The organism is Pseudoalteromonas sp. A601 (assembly GCF_002165575.1).
GTDB lineage: Bacteria > Pseudomonadota > Gammaproteobacteria > Enterobacterales > Alteromonadaceae > Pseudoalteromonas.
In genome coordinates this window covers 240,337-258,691 of record NZ_MXQF01000002.1, presented here as the reverse complement: position 1 = coordinate 258,691, position 18,355 = coordinate 240,337, and the positions used below count along the sequence as shown (strand labels likewise).

General features: G+C 40.9%; 24 protein-coding genes and 1 tRNA gene. 22 read left to right on the top strand and 3 right to left on the bottom strand.

The genetic code is table 11. From position 1 onward, the window contains the following. The first annotated feature begins 11 nt into the window (after positions 1-11). The 16 genes from aceF to alr all read left to right on the top strand — a co-directional run bounded on the left by aceF (position 12) and on the right by alr (position 13,915). Positions 12-1,910 (top strand): pyruvate dehydrogenase complex dihydrolipoyllysine-residue acetyltransferase, encoded by a 1,899-nt coding sequence (gene aceF / locus B5G52_RS02720; RefSeq protein WP_087531156.1) that lies wholly within the window; start codon positions 12-14, stop codon positions 1,908-1,910. A gap of 195 nt (positions 1,911-2,105) precedes the next feature. Beyond that, positions 2,106-3,533, top strand: coding sequence for a dihydrolipoyl dehydrogenase (gene lpdA, locus B5G52_RS02715; RefSeq protein WP_087531155.1), 1,428 nt, complete (start codon positions 2,106-2,108; stop codon positions 3,531-3,533). Positions 3,534-3,819: 286 nt separating this feature from the next. Beyond that, the gene (gene rpsF / locus B5G52_RS02710) at positions 3,820-4,161 is read left to right on the top strand and encodes a 30S ribosomal protein S6 (RefSeq protein WP_036980061.1); all 342 of its coding nucleotides are present in this window, start codon (positions 3,820-3,822) and stop codon (positions 4,159-4,161) included. A 68-nt stretch (positions 4,162-4,229) separates the two neighbouring features. Beyond that, positions 4,230-4,532, top strand: coding sequence for a primosomal replication protein N (priB, locus tag B5G52_RS02705; RefSeq protein WP_087531192.1), 303 nt, complete (start codon positions 4,230-4,232; stop codon positions 4,530-4,532). A 12-nt stretch (positions 4,533-4,544) separates the two neighbouring features. Continuing rightward, a complete protein-coding gene (gene rpsR / locus B5G52_RS02700) occupies positions 4,545-4,772 on the top strand; it encodes a 30S ribosomal protein S18 (RefSeq protein ID WP_002962753.1) in 228 nt (75 codons plus the stop codon). Between the two features lie 35 nt (positions 4,773-4,807). Beyond that, positions 4,808-5,260, top strand: coding sequence for a 50S ribosomal protein L9 (gene rplI, locus B5G52_RS02695; protein ID WP_087531154.1), 453 nt, complete (start codon positions 4,808-4,810; stop codon positions 5,258-5,260). Positions 5,261-5,544: 284 nt separating this feature from the next. After that, positions 5,545-5,979 (top strand): type IV pilin protein, encoded by a 435-nt coding sequence (locus tag B5G52_RS02690; RefSeq protein ID WP_087531153.1) that lies wholly within the window; start codon positions 5,545-5,547, stop codon positions 5,977-5,979. A gap of 2 nt (positions 5,980-5,981) precedes the next feature. After that, positions 5,982-6,431 (top strand): GspH/FimT family pseudopilin, encoded by a 450-nt coding sequence (locus B5G52_RS02685; protein ID WP_087531152.1) that lies wholly within the window; start codon positions 5,982-5,984, stop codon positions 6,429-6,431. After that, the gene (locus tag B5G52_RS02680) at positions 6,431-6,832 is read left to right on the top strand and encodes a prepilin-type N-terminal cleavage/methylation domain-containing protein (protein WP_087531191.1); all 402 of its coding nucleotides are present in this window, start codon (positions 6,431-6,433) and stop codon (positions 6,830-6,832) included. Before B5G52_RS02685 ends, B5G52_RS02680 begins: the two co-directional genes overlap by 1 nt. A 1-nt stretch (position 6,833) precedes the next feature. Further along, positions 6,834-7,355 carry a prepilin-type N-terminal cleavage/methylation domain-containing protein gene (locus tag B5G52_RS02675; protein WP_254911132.1) on the top strand — a complete coding sequence of 174 codons (522 nt, stop codon included), beginning with the start codon at positions 6,834-6,836 and terminating at the stop codon, positions 7,353-7,355. Continuing rightward, entirely contained in the window at positions 7,356-9,176 is a 1,821-nt protein-coding gene (locus tag B5G52_RS02670) for a hypothetical protein (RefSeq protein WP_087531151.1), read from the top strand. Positions 9,177-9,373: 197 nt separating this feature from the next. Beyond that, positions 9,374-9,925 (top strand): RNA polymerase sigma factor, encoded by a 552-nt coding sequence (locus B5G52_RS02665; protein ID WP_087531150.1) that lies wholly within the window; start codon positions 9,374-9,376, stop codon positions 9,923-9,925. Beyond that, positions 9,912-10,394, top strand: a complete 483-nt coding sequence (locus tag B5G52_RS02660) for a hypothetical protein (protein WP_176372485.1) — start codon at positions 9,912-9,914, stop codon at positions 10,392-10,394. The genes B5G52_RS02665 and B5G52_RS02660 overlap by 14 nt, the downstream gene beginning before the upstream one ends. A gap of 9 nt (positions 10,395-10,403) precedes the next feature. Further along, positions 10,404-11,348, top strand: coding sequence for a DUF4097 family beta strand repeat-containing protein (locus tag B5G52_RS02655; protein ID WP_087531149.1), 945 nt, complete (start codon positions 10,404-10,406; stop codon positions 11,346-11,348). A 108-nt stretch (positions 11,349-11,456) separates the two neighbouring features. After that, positions 11,457-12,836 carry a replicative DNA helicase gene (gene dnaB / locus B5G52_RS02650; RefSeq protein ID WP_087531148.1) on the top strand — a complete coding sequence of 460 codons (1,380 nt, stop codon included), beginning with the start codon at positions 11,457-11,459 and terminating at the stop codon, positions 12,834-12,836. Further along, positions 12,836-13,915: an alanine racemase gene (alr, locus tag B5G52_RS02645; protein WP_087531147.1), complete on the top strand. Its 1,080-nt coding sequence runs from the start codon at positions 12,836-12,838 to the stop codon at positions 13,913-13,915. The genes dnaB and alr overlap by 1 nt, the downstream gene beginning before the upstream one ends. Positions 13,916-13,917: 2 nt before the next feature. Here alr and B5G52_RS02640 read toward each other — a convergent pair whose 3' ends face one another. Further along, a complete protein-coding gene (locus B5G52_RS02640; protein WP_087531146.1) occupies positions 13,918-14,157 on the bottom strand; it encodes a DUF2960 domain-containing protein in 240 nt (79 codons plus the stop codon). Between the two features lie 132 nt (positions 14,158-14,289). Here B5G52_RS02640 and B5G52_RS02635 point away from each other — a divergent pair, with 132 nt between their 5' ends. From B5G52_RS02635 to B5G52_RS02625, 3 genes are read left to right on the top strand one after another with little or no spacing between them, the layout of a single operon-like run. Beyond that, complete coding sequence (locus B5G52_RS02635; RefSeq protein ID WP_087531145.1) at positions 14,290-14,541, top strand: hypothetical protein; 252 nt, start codon at positions 14,290-14,292, stop codon at positions 14,539-14,541. Between the two features lie 25 nt (positions 14,542-14,566). After that, positions 14,567-15,190 (top strand): nicotinamide riboside transporter PnuC, encoded by a 624-nt coding sequence (gene pnuC / locus B5G52_RS02630; RefSeq protein WP_087531144.1) that lies wholly within the window; start codon positions 14,567-14,569, stop codon positions 15,188-15,190. 14 nt (positions 15,191-15,204) lie between these two features. After that, positions 15,205-15,990 (top strand): phosphotransferase, encoded by a 786-nt coding sequence (locus B5G52_RS02625; protein ID WP_087531143.1) that lies wholly within the window; start codon positions 15,205-15,207, stop codon positions 15,988-15,990. A gap of 29 nt (positions 15,991-16,019) precedes the next feature. Here B5G52_RS02625 and B5G52_RS02620 read toward each other — a convergent pair whose 3' ends face one another. After that, positions 16,020-16,202 carry a helix-turn-helix domain-containing protein gene (locus tag B5G52_RS02620; protein ID WP_087531142.1) on the bottom strand — a complete coding sequence of 61 codons (183 nt, stop codon included), beginning with the start codon at positions 16,200-16,202 and terminating at the stop codon, positions 16,020-16,022. Positions 16,203-16,454: 252 nt separating this feature from the next. On the opposite strand from B5G52_RS02620, the gene B5G52_RS02615 reads away from it, so the two are divergent. Together B5G52_RS02615 and B5G52_RS02610 are read left to right on the top strand one after the other, a co-directional pair. Further along, positions 16,455-16,529 (top strand) — tRNA-Arg (locus tag B5G52_RS02615). 67 nt (positions 16,530-16,596) lie between these two features. Then, the gene (locus tag B5G52_RS02610; protein ID WP_087531141.1) at positions 16,597-16,818 is read left to right on the top strand and encodes a Rho-binding antiterminator; all 222 of its coding nucleotides are present in this window, start codon (positions 16,597-16,599) and stop codon (positions 16,816-16,818) included. Here the strand turns inward: B5G52_RS02610 and B5G52_RS02605 are convergent. Next, positions 16,796-17,767 (bottom strand): zinc transporter ZntB, encoded by a 972-nt coding sequence (locus B5G52_RS02605; RefSeq protein WP_087531140.1) that lies wholly within the window; start codon positions 17,765-17,767, stop codon positions 16,796-16,798. The genes B5G52_RS02610 and B5G52_RS02605 overlap by 23 nt on opposite strands. Before the next feature lie 150 nt (positions 17,768-17,917). Here B5G52_RS02605 and B5G52_RS02600 point away from each other — a divergent pair, with 150 nt between their 5' ends. After that, positions 17,918-18,346, top strand: coding sequence for an ATP-dependent zinc protease (locus B5G52_RS02600; protein WP_087531139.1), 429 nt, complete (start codon positions 17,918-17,920; stop codon positions 18,344-18,346). Positions 18,347-18,355 lie beyond the last annotated feature (9 nt).

Below are 18,355 nucleotides of genomic sequence, written 5' to 3'. Positions count from 1 at the left end.
GAGGTTTTGCAATGAGTATTGAAATTAATGTACCAGATATCGGTGGTGATGAAGTCGAAGTAACCGAAATCTTAGTAAGTGTTGGCGACGTTGTTGAAGTTGACCAATCACTTCTTACTGTTGAAGGCGATAAAGCCTCAATGGAAGTACCAGCTGCTCAAGCGGGTACAGTTAAAGAAATTAAAGTAAGCGAAGGTGACACGGTTACCACGGGCTCTTTAATTATGATTTTTGAAGGCGAAAGCGCTGGCGAAGAAAAAGCGCCAGAAGCTCCGGCTCAATCTGAAGACGCAGCTCCTGCTGCCTCTTCAGGCTCAACGACCAAAGAAGTGACCGTACCAGATATCGGTGATGATGAAGTTGAAGTAACCGAAATCATGGTTGCAGTGGGCGATAGCGTTGAAGAAGAGCAATCTATCTTAAACGTTGAAGGCGACAAAGCCGCGATGGAAGTGCCTGCACCGTTCGCAGGTACTGTTAAAGAAATTAAAATTGCGACTGGCGATAAAGTAAAAACAGGCTCTTTAGTATTTGTTTTTGAAATCGCTGGTAGCGAGTCAGCTGCACCTGCACAAGACGAACCAGCACAAGAATCTGCACCAGCAGCAAGTGCTCAGTCAAGCAGCAAAGAAGTCAACGTGCCAGATATTGGCGGTGACGAAGTTGAAGTAACTGAAGTCATGGTTGCGGTTGGCGACAAGGTTGAAGAAGATCAATCAATCTTAAACGTTGAAGGCGATAAAGCGGCAATGGAAGTACCTGCACCGTTTGCAGGCACAGTGAAAGAAATAAAAGTAGCCACAGGCGATAAAGTATCGACCGGTTCACTTATTTTTGTTTTTGAAGTTGCCGGTAGCGCACCAGCTTCAGCTCCTGCAGAAAAATCAGCGCCAGCGCCAAAAGCAGAATCAAAACCTGCACCAGAGCAAGCAGCACCAGCAAAAGCCAGTAATGAAAGCTTTGAGAACAACAGTGCTTATGCTCATGCATCGCCAGTTGTTCGCCGTTTAGCCCGTGAGTTTGGTATTAACCTTGCGAACGTAAAAGGCTCTGGTCGTAAAAACCGTGTTGTTAAAGAAGACGTGCAAAACTATGTTAAAAACTTAGTTAAGCAAGTTGAGTCTGGTCAGTTATCTGCGGGCAAAGGCAACGCGGGTGGCGGTGAGCTTGGTTTAATTCCATGGCCAAAAGTTGATTTCGCCAAGTTTGGTGAAATCGAAGAGAAAAAGCTGTCTCGTATTCAAAAGCTATCTGGTAAAAACTTACACCGTAACTGGGTACAAATCCCTCACGTTACACAATTTGATGAAGCAGATATCACTAGCCTTGAGGCGTTCCGTAAAGAACAAAACGCGCTAGCAGAGAAGAAAAAGCTAGGTGTTAAAATTACACCTTTAGTTTTTGTAATGAAAGCAGCAGCAAAAGCATTGGCTGACTTCCCTACATTTAACTCGTCTTTATCTGAATATGGTGAAAGCTTAATCCTTAAAAAGTACATCAATATTGGTGTTGCTGTCGATACGCCAAATGGTCTTGTAGTACCAGTATTCAAAGATGTTGATAAAAAAGGCATCATTGAGCTATCACGTGAATTAATGGAAGTATCTGTTAAAGCGCGTGAAGGCAAGTTAACGGCATCTGACATGCAAGGTGGCTGTTTTACTATTTCAAGCCTTGGTGGCATTGGTGGTACTGCATTTACACCAATCGTTAATGCGCCAGAGGTTGCTATTTTAGGTGTATCTAAATCTGAAATGAAACCAAAATGGAATGGTAAAGAATTTGAACCTAAATTAATGGTTCCACTTTCAATGTCATACGACCATAGGGTGATTGACGGTGCACTAGCAGCACGCTTTACTGTAACCCTTGCAAGTTACATGAGTGATATTCGTCAACTAGTAATGTAATAATTGATGCATGTAGCTAAATAAATAGAATCAAATCCCAGCCAGTTGTTTTTAGCTGGGATTTTTACCATTTGCAATGATACAATCTTTGTATACTTTGCATAAATTTTTGATCTGCTCTGACTTTCTGCCCATGCAGAAACATGGCAGTTAAACTTTAGGGCAGTGTCCCGTTCAAACAATTAAGGTAAAAGCATGAGCAACGAATTAAAAACTCAAGTTGTTATACTAGGCGGTGGTCCTGGTGGTTACTCTGCGGCTTTCCGTGCTGCTGACTTGGGCTTAGAAGTTACATTAGTAGAATCTCGCGACACATTAGGCGGTGTATGTCTTAATGTGGGTTGTATCCCTTCAAAAGCACTATTACACGTAGCTAAAGTAATTGATGACGCAGCTGAAATGTCATCTCATGGTGTTACTTTTGGTAAGCCTGAAATCGATTTAGACAAAATCCGCTCATGGAAAGAGTCTGTTATTGGTCAGCTAACTGGCGGCCTAGACGGCATGGCTAAAATGCGTAAAGTGAAAGTAGTTTACGGTTACGGTAAATTCACTGGCAGCAACACCCTTGACGTTGAAGGCGCAGACGGCAAAACTACAATCACGTTCGATAATGCTATTATCGCAGCGGGCTCTCAACCAGTTAACCTACCTTTCATCCCTGAAGATGACCGTGTAATTGATTCAACTGGCGCATTAGAGCTTAAAGATGTACCAGAAAAACTACTTGTATTAGGTGGTGGTATCATTGGTCTTGAAATGGGTACTGTGTACCGTGCTCTTGGCTCTGACATCGACGTAGTTGAATTTGCTGATCAATTAGTACCAGCAGCAGATAAAGACGTAATCAAGATTTATCAAAAATACGTGAGCAAAAAGTTCAACGTAATGCTTTCTACAAAAGTAACTGGCGTTGAAGCAAAAGACGACGGTTTATATGTAACGTTTGAAGGTAAAAATGCACCGGCAGAGCCTGTACGTTACGACAAAGTACTTGTTGCTGTTGGTCGTACACCAAACGGCAAATTACTTGATGCTGACAAAGCGGGCGTTAACGTTGATGAGCGTGGCTTCATTAATGTTGATAAGCAGCTTAAAACAAACGTTAACCACATCTTCGCGATTGGTGACATTGTTGGTCAGCCTATGCTTGCGCATAAAGCGGTTCACGAAGCACACGTTGCTGCTGAAGTTATCTCAGGTCAAAAACACTTCTTTGACCCTAAATGTATTCCTTCAATCGCGTATACTGATCCAGAAATCGCTTGGGTTGGTGTAACTGAGAAAGAAGCAAAAGAGCAAGGCCTAAGCATCGAAACTGCGGTATTCCCGTGGGCTGCATCAGGTCGTGCAATTGCATCTGCTCGTACAGAAGGTCAAACTAAGCTTATCTTTGATAAAGACAGTGGCCGCGTAATTGGTGGTGCTATGGTTGGTATTAACGCAGGTGAAATGCTTGGCGAAATCGGCTTAGCAGTTGAAATGGGTGCAGATGGCGAAGACTTAGCGCTTACCATTCATGCTCACCCAACATTGAACGAATCAATCGGTCTTGCTGCTGAAATCTTTGAAGGTTCAATCACTGATTTACCAAACAAAAAAGCAGTTAAAAAGAAGAAGTAAGCTGTTTTTGTAGTTAATTGTTTAAAAACCCAAGCCTGTGCTTGGGTTTTTTGTTTTTATAGCCGTCAGCCGTCAGCCGTCAGCCGTCAGTAAAAGACAAGCTCTCTTGGCAACTAAGTTAATATGAGAAAAATTTTGTAGCTGGTAGCTAACCTAAAATATTTATTGCTTAATTATCCAACTAAGCGTAAAATGCGCGCTCATTTCGGCCTAATTAATATTAATTCCTTGCCTTAAACCGACTGGCTGAAACGGTAGAAGGCTCTATTAACCGTAAGGAATATCCATGCGTCATTACGAAATCGTATTCATGGTTCACCCTGATCAGAGTGAGCAAGTTGCTGGTATGATCGAACGTTATACTGGTTCTATCACTGAAGCTGGTGGTACTATCCACCGTCTTGAAGACTGGGGCCGTCGTCAATTGGCTTACCCAATCAACAAGCTTCATAAAGCTCATTATGTTCTTATGAACGTTGAAGCACCAACTGAAGTAATCAGCGAGCTAGAAACTACTTTCCGCTACAACGATGCAGTGCTTCGTAACTTAGTTATGCGTACTAAAAACGCTGTAACTGAAGCGTCTCCTCTTGTAAGAGAAGAGAAGAAAGAAGCACCAGCTGCTTAATTGTTTTGAGTCCAAGCATGGCGCTGTGCAGTTGAGTTATTAAGATGAGCCAAAAGCTTAACCCTTATATGAATCAACTGACATTATCTGGAGTCGTTTGTAAAACGCCCAAATATAGCCAAAGCCCTGCTGGTATCCCGCATTGTATTTTTGTTGTAGAACATAAATCGATGCAAATTGAAGCAGACCTTAACCGTAATAGTTATGTCAGACTTCAAGTGGTTGCTAGTGGTAAGCAAATGCAACAACAGACTCAACATTTGCACGTTGGGCAGGCATTGCAAGTGAGTGGTTTTTTAAATCGCCACGAAGGCCGTAACGGCCTTAGCCAATTGGTTTTGCATGCTCAGCATATAGAAAGAATTAATTGAGGAATTTATCTCATGGCACGTTATTTCAGACGTCGTAAGTTCTGCCGCTTTAAAGCGGAAGGCGTACAACAAATCGATTATAAAGATCTAGCTACTCTTAGAAACTATGTTACAGAAAGTGGCAAAATCGTACCTAGCCGTATCACAGGTACAAGCGCTAAATACCAGCGCCAGCTAGCAACTGCTATTAAGCGTGCTCGCTACTTAGCCCTTCTTCCATACACTGACTTACATAAGTAAGCAGCGGATTAACAGTTTTTAAAAGGTGTAGAAACATGCAAGTTATTCTACTAGATAAGATCGCTAACCTAGGTGGCCTAGGTGACCAGGTTGTTGTTAAATCTGGCTTCGCACGTAACTTCCTTTTCCCGCAAGGTAAGGCAGTTCCTGCAACTAAAGCTAACATTGAAACTTTTGACGCACGTCGTGCAGAGCTTGAAGCGAAAATCGCTGAACAGCTTGTTGCTGCACAAGCACGCGCTGATAAACTTGAAGCATTAGCGGAAGTTACACTAGTTTCTAAAGCTGGTGACGAAGGTAAATTATTCGGTTCAATCGGTACTCGTGACATCGCTGACGCTATCTCAGCTGTTGGTGTTGAAGTTGCTAAATCAGAAGTTCGTTTACCTCTAGGTACTATCCGTGAGACAGGCGAATTTGACGTTGCAATCGCAGTACACTCAGACGTAACGGCTACTATCAAAGTAATCGTGATCGCTGAAGCTTAATTTTTAAATTAAGCGAAAAAGCCGTGCTGAAAAGTACGGCTTTTTTATTTATTATATCACTCGCACCTCGATTGGGTGATTGCTTAAATTTAACCGCAATACATTAAAGTTCCTTTTTTAGATAACGTCTCTACCTTGTTTGATCTAAATCCAAAAAATAAAAATCAATAGTTTATACTTAGAATAATGTAACTACATTGTTATAAGATTACAAGATCTTGACATTGACAGCGTTGTCACTGTATATTGTTTGTGCACTGGGCATAGTGTTAAGGATGTAGAAATTGAAAGATCTGACAGTAAATAATGTAAAGCTTACAGGTTTCACATTAGTTGAATTATTAATTGTTGTGGCAATTTTAGGTATTTTATACAGTGTTGCTATGCCTTCTTATACTGAGCATATGCAACGTAGTCGTCGTGCCGATATTCAGCAGGTGATGCTACAGCATGGAGCTGTATTAGAACGTATTTATTCGCGTAATGGTGGCTATCCCAATACTTTTGATACTGCGACGAATACTGAATTTTATACTTTTACCTATGTCGCATTTGATCGTGCTGCAGGTGGTGCTGCCAATGCAAATTTTAAAAGTCGGGCATTCACATTAACAGCAACACCAAAGGGGGGCACAGCTCAAGCGGGAGATCGCTGTGGAGCATTAGCCATAAAGCATGATGGCACACAGGCTGCTGATGCCAATGGTTGTTGGGAGTAATAATGGCTAAAACAACAGGGTTTACCTTAGTAGAGTTGATGATTGTGGTTGGGATCGTTGCGATTATGGCGCTATTAGCGTTTCCGTCTTTTAGTCAACAAATCATGCAAGATCGTGTCGTGACTACGGCTAATCAGTTGAATAGCGTATATAAATACGCTCGTAGTGAGGCGGTAAAACGCGATCGCGATATTAAGTTAGTGGTCAGTGGCGCTAAGTGGCAAGTAAAAGCCCCTGTAGATGGTGTTGAAACCGTTTTAAAAGAATTTGTAATTCAACATCAAGGTATCTCGGTAGGTTTAGTTGATCGTACTGTCTGGGCTAGTGGTGAAATATCAGCAGCGAGCGAAATTTTAATTCAAGATGATAATCATAAAACGGTCGATTACTATTTGTGCATTTTAAAAAGCGGTCAAAATTGGCTGGCAGAGAAAACTGCGGCATGTGCATGATGGCGAAACAAAATGGTTTTTCATTGTTAGAAGTAATGCTTTCAGTGGTGATTGCAGGTATCGCTTTACTTGGTCTTGCTGCAGCGCAATTAAAGTCGTTGCAATATGCGACTAACAGTTTTAACTACACAGTATCACTAGTGCAAGGACAAAACACGTTAGAGCGCATTTGGCCGCGATTATGTGAACTCCAAGTCACTAACCCAGACCTTTTTAATGACGTTGGGTTTCGTGCTTCACTTGGACCTCAAACAAGTGATTATCAACTGACTTTGCCTGCTGTATATGCGGATGACATGCAACTAAGCGTCGCTTGGTCAGATGAACGAATGACGGACTCAGCGGAGAACCAAATTTCTTTAAATGCCAGTTTTCCTGCACTACCAGTAGGATGTATTTAAAGTGACAGGTCTAAGTAATCGAGGTTATACCTTAGTTGAGTTAATGGTTGCATTAGCTGCGGGAGCATTTTTATTAGCCGGGGTAAGCCTGTCTTACTCTGCAATAAAAGGCACGATTATGGTGAGCAAAGAGCTGGAAAATGCACAAGAAGTAATACGGTATACCAGCAAAGTATTTACTCGTAGTATCAAGCAAACACCCGAATTACCGGTGGTTTCAGCAGATGGTTTGAGTATCACTATTAAACAACCTACAGGTATTATCACTTGTATTGGAGAGGTGTCTGCTGCGGCTGTTGATGAGATTTACAGTTTGCAGGGAGAAAATTTGATGTGCAAACTCGGAGCCGCAGATGCTGAGCGACTTTTAACAGGAGTTAAAGCGTTAACATTTTCAATTAATAATAATTTGGTCAGCATTAATGTTGGCCCTGAAAACTTACCAGCGCAGTTTGGTAATACAATTAAAATTGATGTCGCTGTATCTAATGTGATTTTAAATAATGCCTTTGGGGGAGTGTAAATGAATAATAAACAACATGGTTTTACACTTATAACCGTACTTATACTGACTAGCATGGCAAGTATTGTGGTACTAAATTCATTACGTGAAAATATTGTTCAAGAACGCATGAGCGGTAATTTTCAAAAGAAAATGAATAGCCGATTACTGGCAGAAAAAGGTGTGTTTGAAGAAGCTAAACTGTTACAACAAGCTTTATTGAATGATAAAACATTAGATATCGATGGCTTAATTGCCGCTACTGGTAATGCCTCCGGCACTGGATTGATCGGCACTGATGCAACCTACAACGCAAGTCTTAGTAAAAATGCCGCAGGTGAACTAGAGATAGCTAGCCTTGGTGAGCGTTATAATGGTGATGCACAAAGCAATTTAGTCGCGCGGTTTGGCTTCTCACCTGGGAAAGCGGGCTCTCCTTTTGAAAATGCAATCGTGGGTTGTGAAGGGGTATCGCTTAGTGCTAGTGGCCGTATTGATAGCTACGATTCGAGCTTAGGTGAGTATGAAGCTGATAAAGCAGAAGCCGCAGCTGTAATTGGCACCGTTTATAAAGACAAAGACGTGACGTTATCTGGCGCCTCGACTATTTGGGGGAGCGTTCATGCAACGGGGAGTATTATTTTCAGTGGCTCATCACCCATTACTGGATCATTGCGCGCGAATAATAATATCACTATAGACTCTAATTTCACTGTGTCTACAGATCCACTTTTACCTGAAGGGTTTCCTTTAGATACAGCTGTGGGCGGCGATGTATTATCGGCAGGTGATGTAATATGGAAGCAAGGGAAAATACTGGGGGTTGTTCGCGCTAATAACGATTTAATTTTTCCAAATAATAGTGCAAGCACAATCCTCGTAAATAAAAATAATGAACCACTTGATGTTATGTATGGTAATACATTAAAAGCGCCAGCGGGCTTAGCTGAACACTTAAAGCAAGATGGTATTGCATATTCTGATGCTAAGTTTAAGCAATCGCCAGGTGTTGAATTGGTACCTTATCAAGACCCTGATAACTTTGAAGCCAGTAAAGTGCAGTGTGATCCTATTGATATTGAAAGCGCTGTAAATGATCTAACCGACCCAACAGCCGAAGATATTGTTGTTAACCACAGCACCACAACCTTAGTTGTTGGTAAACCCGAAACTCGAGTGATTTATGAGTTAGCACCTAAAATTGGCCAATCTAAAATAGCGAATCCTGGGAGCTACACTTGGGAAAGTTGGTTAGGTGAGCCACCGGCAACGCTGAATTATCAACTGGCTACAATTAACGAGCAAGTTGACCAAAAAGTACTTAAATCAGGAAGTTTCACTCTAAATAACGGCAACTTAAAGGTGACAGGTGGTGATGTTACTTTAATTGTTAGTGGTGATTTTATTATGACAGGTGACTCCTTCATTGATATCGCCGTAGATAGTAGTTTAACTCTTTATATTTCAGGTACAGTTTCAATGAGTGCTGATGATGGAGCAATTACTATGAAGCACGGTTTAACTGAGTCTGGAAAGCCTGTGTTTAGTATCTACTCGGGGTTTACTGGGCCTGATGGGATAGATATTAGTGCTAATTCAGATTTATATGCAGCAATTTATGCGCCTAAAACAGATGTTAACGTAGTAGCTAATGGTGGGTTTAGTGGGTCGATTCGAGGTAAAACCGTCACAGCCTCAGGGGATGGAGGGATTCATCACGACATGAGCTTAGCAAATGTGGGCGGCGGGGGGACTACAGCAGATGCAAAGTTAGTTTTTCTTGGTTGGTCGTATAAAGTTCCTAACAAAAGCATCGAAGAACCGGTTGAATCAAAAATTTAAATAAATTCCGTAAAATGGCTAAATTTTAAGTTAGCCGTATTTTTTTAAAACTAAAAAATTTCATTCCATTTAAACCTTTTTACCACCTGCGCACGTCTAACTATTCAAGAAACATAAAAACTCTGAAAATCGTATTTCCATAGTACTTGGGTATACACTAAATTTAGAATAACAATCATAAAGGGACAACATCAGCGATGTTGATAGATGCAAAAGAGGCTTTTACGTCAAACTCTGAAGATGCGCTTATTACGAAAGTAAAAAGTGGCGATCAGCAGGCGTATGCTCAGCTATATACATTACATGTGAAGCGGGTGTATGCCTTGTGCTTGCGGTTGCTTGCCGATAAAGAGCATGCCGAAGATGCCACCCAAGAAGTGTTTGTGCAGCTGTGGCATAAAATAGCGAGCTTTGAAGGGCAGTCGCAGTTTTCCACTTGGTTGCATAGCGTGACTAGCAATATTGCGATTAGTTATTTGCGCAAGCATAAAAACTGGCTGCAAAAGGTCGTGAGTTTTGAACAAAGTGGTATGGATGAGCAAAGCACCGCTGACTGCCAAGGGCTAAATGGGTTAGATAAACTAGTTTTAAGATTACCAGAGCGAGCGAGAATGGTGTTTGTTCTTCATGCTATAGAGGGCTACCGCCATGAGGAGATCGCAACCATGTTAGGTATGGCAGTTGGGTCAAGTAAATCACAATATCATCGTGCAAGGCAGTTATTAAAAGAGTGGTATGAAAATGAATAAACCAGATTTCGAGCAGTTTTTAACCCAGTCATTAAATGACACAAAGCATGAACTAACGCCTGAGAAAGATTTATGGCCTGGTGTTGAAAGAGCACTGGCAAAATCTGAAGCAGCTAAACCAGTAAAAAACGGCTGGAATAAACTAGCCGCTATTGCAGCCTGTACCGTAGCAGCGCTTTTGACTGCGCAGTTATTTATAAAAACACCGCAGACTAATAGTGTTGCGGCAATGAGTGATTTTTTTGCAAAGCAAAAACAAAGTTTACTGGTGCAATACGAAGGTAGCCCAGCGGTTACAGATAATTGGCAGCAACAATTGAGTGAACTTGAAGAAGCTGAAAGCGCAATAAAACAAGCGCTTGAAAATGAACCTAATAACTCAGCATTGTTAAGTATGTTAGCGCAAGTTTATCAACAGCAATTAGATTTAATTAATAAGGTGCATGCACCTAAGTGGCAAACAATTTAGGAGTAGAAAATGAAAGCATTAATTTTTGCAGTTGGGTTATTGCCACTGATGGCAACCGCAGGACAAAAAATCGATGAACAAATTAGCGTACCAGCTAGTAAACGTATTTTTATTGATAACCAGCGTGGGGACGTGCGTGTTGAAGGTTGGGATAAAGCTGAGCTTAAAATTAGTGGTGAACTTGATGATAAAGCTAAAGGTTACCGCCTTGAAGTTGAAGAAGATCGTATTGAGTTTATTGTAAAAATGCCACGTAGCAGTAATTTTGGTTGGAATAGTGGAGATGGCTCTGAACTGGTTATTTTCATGCCTAACAGTAGTGAGTTAGAGTTATCTGGCGTGAATGTAAATGTTATCGCGAGCAAGCTAAGCAATGGAGCAGAGATTGATGTAGTTAATGGTGATATTACTCTATCTGCTATTGAGGGGGATATAAGCGTTGAAACGGTTAATGGCGATGTCAATGCGACAAACTTAATTGGTGATATTCGTTATGAAACTGTGAACGGTGAAATTAACGATAAAAACTCACAAGGCACATTACGTTTTACAGCTGTAAATGGTGATATTAAATCAACGTCGAAAGCACAAAATGTACGATTAGAAAATGTTAATGGAGATATCGACTTTACCCTTGATACTATTCAAAAGTTACGTATCAACACGGTTAATGGCGAGGCTGAAGTACGTATTAATCGTCTACTTGATAAAGCAGATGTTCGCTTTGAGTCAGTCAGTGGGGATGCAGAGTTTTATTTTCCTGCGGATGTTTCTGCAGAGTTCGAAATAGAAGCCCATGCTAATGGTAAAATTATCAACCAATTAAGTTCAGATAAAGTGAACAAGGCGAAGTATGGCCCGGCTAGCGAACTCGAGTTTAGTATCAATGGTGGTAATTCAGATGTAGAAATGGATACCATAAGCGGGCGCATTGAATTGAAAAAACATAACTAGTCATAAAGTCTTCAAAAGGCTAAGCAGGAAAAGAATTCCTGCTTAGCTATTTTCACAACCCCAGCAAGTCGATAGAATAGGGCTATTCACTGTTAGTATTGCGAAGTTATGGCTAAACCAGATAAACAAGTCGACACCCTTAAAGTTCCTCCCCATTCCATTGAAGCAGAGCAATCTGTTTTAGGTGGCTTAATGCTTGATAATCAAGCCTTTGACCGTGTTGCTGAATTAGTCGTTTCGCAAGACTTTTATACCCGTACCCATAAGCTTATTTTTGAAGCCATGGTTGAGCTTGCAGAAATAGGCGATCCTATCGATTTGATCACGATTTCTGAGAGTTTAGAGAAAAAGAACTTATTGAGTAATATTGGTGGTTTTGCTTATTTAGCTGAAATCGCGAAAAATACCCCAAGCGCAGCGAATATAGACGCGTATGCCAATATCGTTCGAGAACGTGCTGTTGTTCGTGAAATGATTGGTGTGGCTAATGAAATTGCAGAGGCGGGTTTTAACCCAGAAGGGCGAACAAGCCATGATTTGCTCGACTTTGCAGAAAGCAAAGTATTTAAAATTGCCGAGCAACGTACTAAAAGTACCGAAGGCCCGCAAAGCATTCATAACATACTTGAAAAAACCGTTGATAAAATCGAAGAGCTTTATCAATCACCGCAAGATGGTGTTACAGGGGTAAGTACCGGGTATGCTGACTTAGATAAAATGACTGCCGGTATGCAGCCGTCAGATTTAATTATCGTGGCAGCACGTCCATCGATGGGTAAGACAACGTTTGCGATGAACTTAGCCGAACACGCCGCGATGACGCAAGACAAGCCCGTGCTTATTTACTCACTAGAGATGCCCTCAGAACAAATAATGATGAGGATGCTGGCATCCCTTGGTCGTATTAACCAAACCAAAGTACGTACAGGCCAACTTGATGATGAAGATTGGGCTCGCTTATCGTCAACCATGGGTTTGTTAATGGAAAAAGGCAAAATGTATGTTGATGATGCATCAGGCTTAACGCCAACTGATGTACGCTCAAGAGCACGTCGTATTGCCCGTGATCATGGCGGTATTAGTATGATTATGGTCGATTACTTACAGTTGATGCGAGTGCCTAGTTTATCGGATAACCGTACTTTAGAGATTGCTGAAATCTCTCGCTCACTAAAAGCCCTAGCTAAAGAGCTGCAATGCCCTGTAATCGCGTTATCACAGCTTAACCGTACCCTAGAGCAACGTGCAGATAAGCGCCCAATCAACTCTGATTTACGTGAATCAGGCTCTATCGAGCAGGATGCCGATTTGATCATGTTTATATACCGTGACGAAGTTTATAACGAAGACAGTACAGAAAAAGGCATCGCTGAGATTATTATTGGTAAGCAACGTAACGGCCCAATCGGTAAAGTACGCTTAACCTTCCAAGGGCAATTTTCGCGTTTTGATAATTACGCGGGCCCAGCCGTTGATGATGAATACTAATGCGTTTAGCTGTCGCCCAAATTAACTTAACTAACCTTGCGCATAACCTTGCGCAAGTGAAGCATTTTGCGCCTAACAGTAAAGTGATGGCAGTATTAAAAGCCAATGCTTATGGCCATGGCTTAGTTAAAATAGCACAGCATTTAAATGATGCAGATGCCTTTGCCGTAGCAAGAATTGACGAGGCATTAGCACTGCGCGCTGGTGGCCTTACAAAGCCTATTGTGTTGTTAGAAGGGGTGTTTCATCCTGATGATTTACCCATTTTATTAGCTAATAATTTCCAAACAATAATTCACGACGAAAATCAGCTTATCGCACTTGAACAAGCAAAACTTGATGCGCCAATTAGTTGCTGGTTAAAAATAAATACCGGCATGCATAGACTAGGAATTGCGCCAGAGCAATTAGATGATTTTTATCAGCGTTTAAGTGCCACCAAAAACGCCAAGAGTTGCATTAATTTAATGACTCACTTTTCATGTGCAGATGATATTAGTGACAGCAAAACAGCAAAACAAATTGCTTTGTTTGATACGTTAGTTGCAGACAAGCAACAAGCACATTGTTTAGCAAATTCAGCAGGTATAATCGCCTGGCCTAATAGTCATGGTGACTGGGTGCGCCCAGGTTTGATGATGTATGGTGTATCACCTATGTTAGGCGCAATAGGCAGTGATCATGGGTTAAAACCTGTCATGCGTTTAACTACCCGCGTTATTGCTATTCGTGATGTAGATGTACAGCAATGCGTAGGCTATGGCGGGCGTTGGAAAAGTGACACGCCAACTAAACTTGCTGTAGTTGCAATGGGTTATGGCGATGGTTATCCTCGTCATGCAAAGCATGGTACCCCAGTTGTAATTGGCGATAAGCGCTATGGCATTGCCGGTAATGTATCTATGGATATGATAAGTGTGGACATAGGCAATAATAGCGACAATATCAAAGTAGGTGACGAGGTCGTAATGTGGGGACCAGAATTATCTGTTGAAGAGATAGCGCAATGTGCAACGACTATCCCTTATGAGTTACTGTGTAATATAACCCCACGAGTAAGCTACGAGTATCTTGATTAATACTATTCTTTAATAAAGTAGATATCAGCAAAGCCCATTCGAGCAAACTCTTGATCGCGAAAGTTACGTACCGCTGCAGAACCCTTAGACGTCATTTCAATTTGGCGTACCATATTTAAATAGTTGGTTAAATCGATGCCTTCAGCCGCGGCGATTGCTTGATACATATCTTGGTATTTATCTTTAGCAAAATTTATTTCACGAGGTTGGTTTTTAAAGGTGTAGGTAATGCGTCGTGCCATGAGATGCTCAAAAGGAAAACTAAATTAAACTGATTTTACACCTTCTTTGCCATCCTCTCTACCTTTGAATGACTTGTAAGCAACGCCGAGTTACAATAGCGACACTATTTTTAGTGATGGAAACAATTAACAATGAAATTATCTGTAGAGATCAGTAAATACCCACTGCACCAAGACTACATTCCATTTATTAAAGGGTTTATTGACCGTTTAAATACGTATGATGATTTAAAAGTCATCACTAATACGCTATCAACTCAAATATTTGGTGACTATGAGCTTGTTATGTCGGTACTGAATACCGAAATAAAGCGTTCATATGAAGAATTTGGTAAAGCGATTTTTGTTTGTAAGTTTCTATCTGGCGATCTTTCTCCTGAATAACCATTAATACCTTAGTGAGCCAATAATGGACTTTATAAATCAAACTCTGGCAGGCTTTACTGCAATGTCGCATTGGGAATATATCGCGGTGGCGTTGTCTATGGCCTATCTGTTACTAGCTATCAAGGAAAACCTTTGGTGTTGGCCCGCGGCATTTTTTAGTACATTAATTTATACCATTATGTATTGGAACGGTGCTTTATTAATGGAGTCGTTACTGCACTTTTATTATATGTACATGGCCTTTTATGGTTGGTTAGTGTGGCGTAAGGGGGGAGCAAATAAACATGAGTTGGCAATAACCTCATGGTGCCTAAATCAGCACCTAGTTATTATTGCTATTACTTCACTTGTCGCCCTTATCCTTGGGTATATCATGACGACCTACACTCATGCAGACTTTGCCTATCTAGATAGCTTTACCACTTGTTTTGCCGTGGTGACGACGTATTTAGTGGCTAAAAAAGTGCTTGAGAATTGGTTATATTGGATAGTCATTGATGCTGCATCAATGTATTTATATTACGAAAAGGGCTATTACCCAACGCTAGCCTTGTTTGTGTTCTACACCATTATGGCAGCGTGGGGCTTTAAAACCTGGTACGAAGAGTACGAACAAGACCAAGCTAAGCCATTAGCACAGTTATAAGACTAGCTATGACTATGAATAAAATAAGCGCTATATTTAGCGCTTTTGACCCTCAGCTGAATATTCTAAGCAGTGAACGTTTACACAGTGGATTAAGTAATGACAATTTTTTAGTGCGCACAGACCGCAGCGCCTACTTACTAAAATGTTATCGCGATCATTGGCCACAGGTTGGGTTAGATGCACAAGCTAGATTTGCAGCACTCCAAATTTGCCCCGCGCCAATTTGGGCTGATAAAGCGAACAGGCTCGCTATTTTTGAATATATTGAGGGCGATATAGCACAAGGTAGTTACACCGCAAAGCTTATCAACAAGTTGGTATGTCTACATCAGCATACTGTGTCAACAGAGCTTATGGATATAAAGTACGAGCTTGATTATTACCGTAACAGCGTACTCTACCAAGGCTATCAACAAACCGTTGAGGCATCGCTTGAGTATATTTATAGTCAACCTAGAGACAATGGTTTTTGTCACAATGATTTGGTCAAAGAGAATATTATCACTAACTCATCGGGTATGTATTTAATCGACTTTGAGTACGCTAAAAGCAATGATGTTTACTTTGACTTAGCTGCACTAGTGGTTAGTTTTGAGTTAAACCTTCAGCAAAAAATGGCGTTACTTAATACTTATCAGCGCTGTTTAGCCAAAGGGCAGTCGTTTAACTTCTCAATAGAAAAGCTGAAACATTATCAAGTGGTGTTTTTAGTGTTGTGTATATGTTGGTACCACGAGCGTGGAGTGAATGAAAAAGTTGAGATATTGGATAAGCAGCTGGAGTATTTACTTAAATAACCCAGCAAGTCACATAGTAAAGAGTTTGGCTATAAACCACCAAATCGTGCCGCTAGCTCTTTATACTTAGCTACTTCATCAGTATCAAATTGTGGTTCACCATTGGCATCTTCGCCTTTAGCAATAAGTAAACTCTCTCTTGCTAGGCGTTTAACACGCTCTACTTTAACTCCTAAAAACTCTGCCACTTGTTCGGTTGACATTAAACTCATAGATTTACTTCCTCGTGCTTAGCCATTTTATAAAAGAAGGCTTCATAACCTGATATATGTTATAAAATGGTTATTATTTTTTGTTCAGTATTATTTAATAGCTGTTTTTTGCGTTGTTGTGAAGTAAATTATTATTTTTAGTGTAATAAATAGGCATATAAGCAACAGATGCTAGCATTTCGGTGAAGATATCTTTATTATTGCCCGTGCTAAAGCATCGATATCGCGAGTCGGTGTGGCGGCAACAAATGTGCTCTCGTGGTGAAATGGATATCACGTGGCTCTCCGGAAGCTAAGTTGCAGGTTCGATTCCTGCCGAGAGCGCCATTTGCTTTTCTCATATATCATCTAATTTCCTTTGTTATACTTTAACTTTACTCTTTTGAGATCAATTATGGCTTATCAACCCATTGCGTGTGGTGATTACGATCAGCTTGAGCTTTTTTGTATACAGCAAGCTGAGGTCACAATTACAACAACTGACGATGAAACTCTAATTGGTAAAGCGATTAACCTTGAAAACCATAAAGGGCTGGGAGAGTTTTTGTTGTTGGAATTGCCTCAAGGCGAACATAAAGTCCGCCTCGATAAAATTAAAGCCATTGCTTATTTTTAAAATAAACGCCAATACCGCCAGTAAGCACGATTAAAAATATTACAAATGCGCTAAACGCATACGGGTTATCAGTGCCCGGAATACCTCCTACATTAACGCCGAGCAGGCCTGTTAAAAAGCCTAGCGGTAAGAATAACGCGGCAACAACAGACATTACATACATACGCTGGTTAAGTTGCTCTGACACTTGATTGGTGATTGTTTGCTGAATAATTTGGGCGCGTTCAATCGCACTATCTAATTCTTCAAGGTATCTCACCTGCAAGTTAGTGGTTTCATTTAGTTTTGCTTTATCGATTTCTTCTAGCCATGTAAAACGGTTAGTTGCAAGCGAGCTTAGTGCCTCCTTTTGTGGGCGTAAGTATCGTTTTAAAGCAATAGTTTGTCTGCGTAGTTGCGATAGGCCTTGGTTATCGAAGCGCTTTGTTGGCTCATCAATTTCACCTTCAAAAATATCTAAAGTATCGTCGAGTTCATCAATCACAGTTTGCATTCGAGAAGTTAAATTTTGTGTTAGCTGACACACTAATTCAGAAATATTACATGGACCATCGTTTTGCAGCAATGATTCCAGTACATCCTGTACAGATAACAAGCGACGCCTACGAGTTGTGATCACAATATCGTCATTAATAAATAGACGCAGTGACACCATATCTTCAGGGCTTTGTGCGGGGTTGAGGTTTACGCCGCGCAAAAATAACATCGAGCCATTAGCCGCTTTACTTAGGCGCGGTCTAGTTTCATCGGCTATCAATGATTCTAATTCATAATCAGTTAAAAGCCCGCTGTTTTTTAGCCAGTCAACCGCTTGATCTTGAGAGTAATCTAAATGCAGCCAAAGTTTTCCTTGCTGCGGTTGCCAATTATCAAGAGTGCTACTAGTGTCTAGTGTGCGTGCACCGCCTTTTCCATCGAGTAGCACTGTGTGAAGTAAGCCATTGAACATAGAAGATTTCCATTGATGCTTTATGGTGAATATAGTTGACTATAGTTAAGAACAGGTCAATTAAAGTTTTTTATCGATAAGAGTAATTTATTTCGTTGGTGTTTATTTGGCAATCGCGTATAAGTCATTTTTTTATTAAAGGGCGCATTTATGACGGTAAAAATAACAGTTGGTTGGCGTGAGTGGTTCAGTTTACCTGAGCTTGGTATAGCTAAAATTAAAGCCAAAGTTGATACGGGCGCCCGTACGTCATGTATACATGCCATTAATATTGAAGAATTTGATCGTGAAGGTGAGAAATGGGTGAAATTTATAGTCCAACCTTTGCAAAGTGACGAACATACCGAGGTGGTATGTGAAGCAAAAGTAAAAAAAATAAAGTATGTCACCAGCTCTAGTGGAGAGCGCCAATTACGTTACTTTATTGAAACCATGCTCCATGCAGGTAACAGCAGCTGGCCTATTGAGGTGACGCTTACTCGTCGCTCAAATATGAAGTTTAGAATGTTACTAGGGCGTACAGCAATGGAAAATCGCATAGTCGTTGATCCGGCTTTATCTCATTTATTAGGTAGTTAAGGTTTTAAC